Origin of the sequence: Amaricoccus sp. (assembly GCF_017995835.1) — a bacterium.
Classification (GTDB): domain Bacteria; phylum Pseudomonadota; class Alphaproteobacteria; order Rhodobacterales; family Rhodobacteraceae; genus Amaricoccus.
This window is the reverse complement of sequence record NZ_JAGOID010000155.1, coordinates 1-5141: the sequence shown is the minus strand read 5'-3', so window position 1 is coordinate 5141 and position 5141 is coordinate 1. Positions and strand designations below refer to the sequence as shown.

Annotated in this window: 6 protein-coding genes; 1 reads left to right on the top strand and 5 read right to left on the bottom strand. The window is 71.1% G+C overall.

Annotation, left to right across the window (positions count from 1 at the left end; genetic code table 11):
• Positions 1–82 precede the first annotated feature (82 nt).
• Complete coding sequence (locus KBA23_RS15665) at positions 83–1195, bottom strand: linear amide C-N hydrolase (protein ID WP_290742861.1); 1113 nt, start codon at positions 1193–1195, stop codon at positions 83–85.
• A 186-nt stretch (positions 1196–1381) separates the two neighbouring features.
• Here KBA23_RS15665 and KBA23_RS15660 point away from each other — a divergent pair, with 186 nt between their 5' ends.
• Complete coding sequence (locus KBA23_RS15660; RefSeq protein ID WP_290742858.1) at positions 1382–2629, top strand: lytic murein transglycosylase; 1248 nt, start codon at positions 1382–1384, stop codon at positions 2627–2629.
• A 76-nt stretch (positions 2630–2705) separates the two neighbouring features.
• Here the strand turns inward: KBA23_RS15660 and KBA23_RS15655 are convergent, their stop codons facing one another.
• The 4 genes from KBA23_RS15655 to rplS form a co-directional block, all read right to left on the bottom strand.
• Positions 2706–3500, bottom strand: coding sequence for a division plane positioning ATPase MipZ (locus KBA23_RS15655; RefSeq protein WP_290742855.1), 795 nt, complete (start codon positions 3498–3500; stop codon positions 2706–2708).
• Positions 3501–3609: 109 nt separating this feature from the next.
• A complete protein-coding gene (locus KBA23_RS15650; protein ID WP_290742852.1) occupies positions 3610–4293 on the bottom strand; it encodes a gamma-glutamylcyclotransferase in 684 nt (227 codons plus the stop codon).
• A 68-nt stretch (positions 4294–4361) separates the two neighbouring features.
• Entirely contained in the window at positions 4362–4583 is a 222-nt protein-coding gene (rpmE, locus tag KBA23_RS15645; RefSeq protein ID WP_290742849.1) for a 50S ribosomal protein L31, read from the bottom strand.
• An 11-nt stretch (positions 4584–4594) separates the two neighbouring features.
• A complete protein-coding gene (gene rplS / locus KBA23_RS15640) occupies positions 4595–4987 on the bottom strand; it encodes a 50S ribosomal protein L19 (protein WP_290742846.1) in 393 nt (130 codons plus the stop codon).
• Positions 4988–5141 lie beyond the last annotated feature (154 nt).

The window sequence follows — 5141 nt, the reverse complement described above, 5'->3', positions numbered from 1 at the left end:
GGCCAGGGCCCAAGGGACCGGACGTCCGGTCCGGCGAGATCGGCCTGGGGTCGGGTCATGCGCAACGGATCCGGGCGGCGTCTCAGGCGGCTTTTGCCGCGAGAAGCGCCGCCGTCCCGTCCGGCGCGCCGCCGTTCAGCCGCCCGACCGGAACGATCAGCGGCTCCGTCCCACTGGCAAGCGCCGCGAGGTCGAAGCGGGTGTAGTTGAGCGAATCGTAGGCGCGCAGGAAGAAGACCCGCCGGTCGAGATCGGCGAGGCTCGTCCAGCAGGTGAATTCCGTCGAGGCGCCCCCGCCGGGCGCGTCGAGCCCCTGAACCTCCAGGTGGCTTGCGCCCCCGTCGGGCAGGTCGATGGTCACGCCCCGCGGCCGGTCGAAACTGTTCATCACATGGGCGAGCGTCGTCACCGCATGATCGGGCGTCGTCGCCTTTTCCGCGAACTGCGCGTAATAGGCCGCACGCACGAAGCGGCCGACGGAGGTGTTGGAGGCGGGCAGGTTGGCCGTCGCCGCGCCTGAATCCGGCTGGGCCGCCCGGTAGTCGCCAAATTGCGCGATCGGCCGGTCGACGTTGCTGAGGAACGTGTAGTTGTCGAGGTTGGTCAGGTGCCAGTCGAAGCTCGGCCCATTGGTCATCACGCGCACCGGATTGTCGTAGACCGACATGACGCCCTTGTGGAACTCGATGACGAGGCTCGCCCCGATGGCGTCGTTCACCACGTAATGGAAGGGCGAGACCGCGCCGCCAAGCAGGGCGAGCGCCTCCAGCATCACCGGCTGCCGGTCGAGGGCGGCCCTGACCTCGGCTACGGTTCCGAACTGCCCGAGGGCCCACAGTCCGAGATCCGAGGCCGAGAGTACGGGCGTCTCCGCCGCGACCGCCGCCTCGGGCCCGGCGGCGGAGGGATAGGACAGCAGGCTGAACGTCAGCCCGCGCTCGTTCAGGCCTTCGAGCGCCTTGAGATCCGCCGGGCCGATCGGCGCCTCCCTGCTGGGGATTCGGGCCGGCATGGTCACGGCGAGGACGGCCAGGGAGGTCGTGAAGCTCAGCGCCGGATGGTCCTGGACCTGCGACGTCACGGCGAAACCCTTCGGAAAATAGGCCATCAGGTAAGGCAGGTTTACCGTGAGTTCGAGTGTGCGGCCGAAATACGACCTGTCGGAGGCATCCCGATAGACAAGCGACGTACACATTCTCGATTACCTCGTTCTCAACCAGTATGCGCAGGGCGACGCCGACATGGTGATTGCACGGATTCCCGCGTCCGGAAAGGGTGGGCAAGTCCCGAGGCAGGGCCATTCAGGCCCCCGCCCCTGCCCCGCCTTGCCTGCGGGGCGGGATAGGCTAGGGTGCCGCGCAACCACAAGAGGAGGCAGGCGATGCGGGCGACGAGGCGGGCGGTGGCGTTCGGGATTGCGGCGGCGGCGCTCGCCGGCTGCGCCGGGGGGAGCATCGGGTCCGCGGGCGGCGCCGGCGCGGCCCGACCGGCCGAGCCGGAGTGGATCCCGGCGCCGAACCCGGGCTTCGACGCCTGGGTCGCCGGGTTCCGCGGCCGGGCGCTGGCGCAGGGGATCGCGCCCGCGACCTTCGAGCGGGCCTTCGCCGGAGCGGGTTTCCTGCCGGCGGTGATCGAGCGCGACCGCAAGCAGACCGAGTTCACGCGCACGCTCGAGGACTATCTCGCCATCGCTGCATCAGAGGAACGGGTCGGCAAGGGCCGCGCGGCGCTGGCGCGCTACCGCCCGACGCTCGACGCGATCGAGGCGCGGTTCGGGGTGGAGTCGAACGTCGTGGTCGCGGTCTGGGGGCTCGAGAGTTTCTACGGCGAGCGGCAGGGCACGGCGCCGGTTATCTCCTCGCTCGCCACCCTCGCCTACGAGGGGCGGCGGGGGTCGTTCTTCGAGAGCCAGCTCGTCGCGGCGCTGCGGATCGTGCAGAACGGCGACATCGCGCCGGAGCGGATGACCGGCAGCTGGGCGGGCGCGATGGGGCACACCCAGTTCATCCCGACCACGTTCCTCGCCTATGCCGTCGACTTCACCGGCGACGGCCGGCGCGACATCTGGTCGGCCGATCCGACCGACGCGCTCGCCTCGGCGGCGAACTACCTGGCGAAGTCGGGCTGGCGTCGCGGTCAGCCCTGGGGGGTGGAGGTGCGGCTGCCGTCCGGCTTCAGCGGCCCTCTGGGGCGGGGGACGACACGCAGCCCCTCGGCCTGGGCGGCGGCGGGAGTTCGCGGCGTCGACGGGCGGCCCGTGCCGGACTACGGCCCGGCCTCGATCCTGCAACCGCAGCCCGGGGGACCGGGCTTCATGGTGTTCCCGAACTTCGGGGTGATCCTGCGCTACAACAACTCGGTCAACTACGCGATCGGGGTCGGGCACCTGTCGGACCGGCTCGCCGGGGGCGCGCCGGTGCAGGGGAGCTTCCCGCCGGACGCGAACGGACTGACGATCGCGGACCGGCGCGAGTTGCAGCGGCGGCTGACCGCGGCCGGGTTCGACACGCAGGGCGCCGACGGGGTGATCGGCGACAACACCCGGACGGCGATCTCGGCCTGGCAGGCGCAGCAGGGATACTCAGTGACGGGCGAGCCGTCGCAGCAGATCCTGGCGGCGCTGCGGTAGGCGGCGACACACGGGCCGAACGACGCAGTGCCTGCGGCCATCTCTCCGCCGATTTCGGCCGTCGATGGCTCTCATATCAGCCCTCCGGCAGTTCCAGCGCCCGCATCAGGTCGCGGACCTCCTGGCGGGCGGCGACGTTGGAGAGCGTCATCGCCTGGGGGTCGGTCTCGCGCAGGTCGAGCAGCGTCAGGCCGGAGAGGAACAGCTCGCGGAAGATCACCCGCTCGGAGAAGCCGGGGGCGAGGCGGAAGCCGATGCGGGCGGCGAGTTCCTGCACCGCCACGCCGACGCGGCGCTTGTTGCGGGCGTCGAGCGCCGACATGCGGTTGCGCAGCACCAGCCAGTCGGTCGGGCGGCGCCCCGAGGCGGCGCGGTCCTGGCGGGCCTTCCACACCATCTCGGCGTAGACCGAGGGGCCCTTGACGCGGCCGGTCTGCGGGTCGAGCCGGGCGAGCATGTCGAAATCGACGAGGCTGTCGTTGATCGGCGTCACCAGCGTGTCGGCGGCGGCGTGCGCCAGCCGGCTGTAGGTGCTGTAGGAGCCCGGGCAGTCGATCAGCACGAAGTCGCAGTCGCCGCACTCGGCGAGCGCCTGCGCGAAGCGGTCGCGCTCCTCGGCCTCGGCCTCGGCGCGGCTGTCCCGATCGCTCGGCCGCGGCTGCGCGCGCCGGGGGGTCGGGAGCTCGATCGCGTGGCGGCGCACGTAGTCGGCGCGGTTGTCGAGGTAGCGGAAGAAGCTCTGCTGGCGCAGGTCGAGGTCGATCGCCGCCACCTTGCCGCCCTCGCGCGTCAGCGCCGTCGCCACATGCATCGCGGTGGTGGACTTGCCCGAGCCGCCCTTCTCGTTCCCCATCACGATCACATGAGGCATAGCATCGTCCACGCTAGATAGGTCGGATCACCCGGCATCCGGCCGCAAGATGTAGAGGGGCGAAACGATTCGGGGAAGCGCCGCCGTCGCCCTTCATGTCGCTCCCCGATCAGAAGCGATCGATCTCCGCGGCGACGAGGCGCTGGAGCGTCCACAGGTTTCGGTCGCGGATGCCCTCGGCCTCCAGCGCATGGACGGTGTTGTAGAGGTATTCCGCGCTCGATCCCCGCGGGCCGCAGGCGCGCGCGATCAGCACGGCGGCCTCGGCGAGCGGCAGGTCGCGGCGGATGTTCGGGCCGGTCGGGCCGGCCCAGAACGTGAGCGCGGTCAGCGGGCCCCCGGTCGTATCGAGCCGCACCCAGCGGCGGTCGCCGAGCGTCTCGGCGAAGGGCGTCTCGCGGCGCACCAGCGCGTCGAGCGTCACCGCCTCCTCGCCTGCCGCGACCTCGAGCGCGAGCCCGGCGCAGCGGCCCCCGGACATCAGCGCCATCATCAGCCCCGGGGCCTCGGGCGTGCCGCGGAAACCCCGGAGCAGGATACAGAACTGCCGGCGCCAGCCGCACGCCACGGCGCGCCGCCGCGCCGCCGGCGCGAAGGTCGGGTTCCAGATCAGCGAGCCGTAGGCGAAGACGTGGAGCGGACCCTCGGGCCGTTCGGCCATCAGCGTCTCCACCTGCGCCGCGAACTCGTCGTCGGTGGCGGGGGTGTAGCCGGATGGACTCGGGAAGTCCTCCACCGGCCGCGTGGCCCGCGCGACGTGGTCCTCGGTCAGGCTCAGGGCGCGCGGGGGCATCACCGGTCCTCGAAATGGCAGCGGCCGCCCCCGAGGGAGCGGCCGCGGCTCTGGCCGTGCGGGCCGGCTCAGAAGCCGAGGCCCTCGTACTTCTTCTTGAACTTCGACACGCGGCCGCCGGTGTCCATCAGCTTGGCCGAGCCGCCGGTCCAGGCCGGGTGCACGGACGGGTCGATCTCGAGCGAGAGCTTCGCGTTCTCGGCGCCGTAGGTCGAGCGGGTGACATAGGTCGAGCCGTCGACGAGCTTCACCTCGATGAAGTGATAGTCGGGGTGGATGTCCTTCTTCATCGTCTTGCTCCTCAGGCGCCAGCCCCGGCGGGCTTGGTCTGCTCCTTGTAGTTGGTCTTCTCGACGATGCGGGCGGATTTGCCCCGACGCTCGCGGAGGTAGTAGAGCTTCGCGCGGCGGACCTTGCCGCGACGCACGACGGTGATCGAGTCGATGTTCGGCGAGTGGAGCGGGAAGACGCGCTCGACGCCCTCGCCGAAGCTGATCTTGCGCACCGTGAACGAGGCGCCGATCCCTGCGCCGCCGTTGCGGCCGATCACCACGCCCTCGTAGGCCTGCACGCGCGAGCGGGTGCCCTCGGTGACCTTGTAGCCGACCCGCACGGTGTCGCCGGGGCCGAAATCCGGAATGTCCTTGCCGAGCGCGGCGATCTGCTCGGCCTCGATCTGTTCGAGGAGATTCATCTGTCGTCGTCCTTCTGCCCGCCTGTCGCGGCGATGGTCTGCGCGTCCGAGAGCTCTGCCTCTCCGCCCGGGTCCGCGATCCCGGCCTTCGCCAGGTGGGCCCGCCAGAGGTCGGGACGACGTTCCTTGGTCAGCCTCTCCGCCTGCGAGCGCC